The organism is Micromonospora sp. DT231, from assembly GCF_049847025.1.
GTDB lineage: Bacteria > Actinomycetota > Actinomycetes > Mycobacteriales > Micromonosporaceae > Micromonospora.
The window spans coordinates 1-1,324 of sequence record NZ_JBNCNO010000036.1 but is presented as its reverse complement, the minus strand read 5'-3'; the positions used below and the strand labels follow the sequence as shown (position 1 = coordinate 1,324).

At 65.6% G+C, this 1,324-nt stretch carries 1 protein-coding gene; it reads right to left on the bottom strand.

What is annotated here, in order from left to right; genetic code table 11:
* Window positions 1-63 precede the first annotated feature (63 nt).
* Window positions 64-1,233 carry a DDE-type integrase/transposase/recombinase gene (locus ACPXBU_RS34790; RefSeq protein ID WP_425761395.1) on the bottom strand — a complete coding sequence of 390 codons (1,170 nt, stop codon included), beginning with the start codon at window positions 1,231-1,233 and terminating at the stop codon, window positions 64-66.
* Between the last annotated feature and the right edge of the window lie 91 nt (window positions 1,234-1,324).

Here is a 1,324-nt window from a genome sequence, read left to right as displayed (position 1 = left end):
AACTGTGCTGTCCCGAGACATGTGTCAAGGTGAAGTCCCGATAGATGTGTCATGGGTTGTTGATCATGTTGTTCGGGTGAGGGTGATGTAGTCCTTGTCGGGCTGCAGGTGTAGGTGGCCGATGGGTTGCCCGTGGGGGTCGTAGACGGTGACGTGGTTGCTGTCGCGGATGGCGGTGACGGTGGTGCCGGCGTGGGTGGTGCCGACGCTGGTGCGGTGCCCGGCGATGCGGATTGCGCCGGTTTGGCTGACGCGGCAGTGGTGCAGGGTGGCGTCGGTTTGTGTGGGTGGGCTGTGGGGTCCGCCGAGGCTGGGTGCGACGGCCCAGGTGTGGGCGGGGGTGGCGCGTGCGGGTAGGGCGCTGTGGCGTCGTTGGGTGTTGTAGTAGCGGCGGTAGATGTTGAGCAGTGTCTGTAGGTCGGTAATGGTGTTCGGTGTTGGCTGGGTGCTCAGCCATTTTTTGAGGGTTTGGTGGTGGCGTTCGACTTTGCCGCAGGTCTGCGGGTGGTAGGGGCTGGAGTTGATCGGCCGGATACCGTGGTCGAGTAGGCACTGAACGAAGGTGGAGATCGACCCGGGTTTGGTCAGTCGGCTGGTGAACGCGGTGCCGTTGTCGGACAGCATGAGGGCGGGGGTGCCGTACTCGTCGAACGCCTGCCTGATCGCGGTGAGGGCGCCTTCGGCGGTCTCCGCGATCGTCGCGTGACAGCCGACGAGGGTTCGGGTGCAGTCGTCCAGGACGTCGAAGACCGCGGCGAGGCTGCCGTCGGCGAGCCGGACGTTCGTGGCGTCGATCTGGTAGCAGTCGCGGGGCCGGGCGTAGACGAAGCGCCGAAACGAGCTGCGCGGCCGTTTCGCCGGGTTCCGCTCCAGCAGGTCATGGCGGGCCAGGACCCGGTTGATCGTCGAGCGCGACGGCACCCGCCACGCCGCACCGGTAGCGGTGTGCACCTCGATCAGGGCATCGCGGATGAAGTCAGCCCCGTTGTCCGGGCCGAGTTCGGCGCGCAGCTTGCAGATCCAGGCGTCCAGATCCGGTGGCGTCACCCGCGGACTGCTCCGCGGCCGCCGGGACCGCTCATGCCACTGGCCCTCGTCCCGGATCCGTGCCTGATGCCGGTACACGGTACGGACCGACACCCCATGCTCACGCGCGAACTCGGCCGCGTTGATCCGCACCCCAGCAGCCAACTGGGCATCGAGCAGATTCATGACATGCCGCCGAGAAGCCATACCCGGCACCATGAACCAGCACGCCCAAGATCCCTACCGAGTGACACATGTATCGGGACTTCAACACTGACAGATGTCATGGGACTGAATA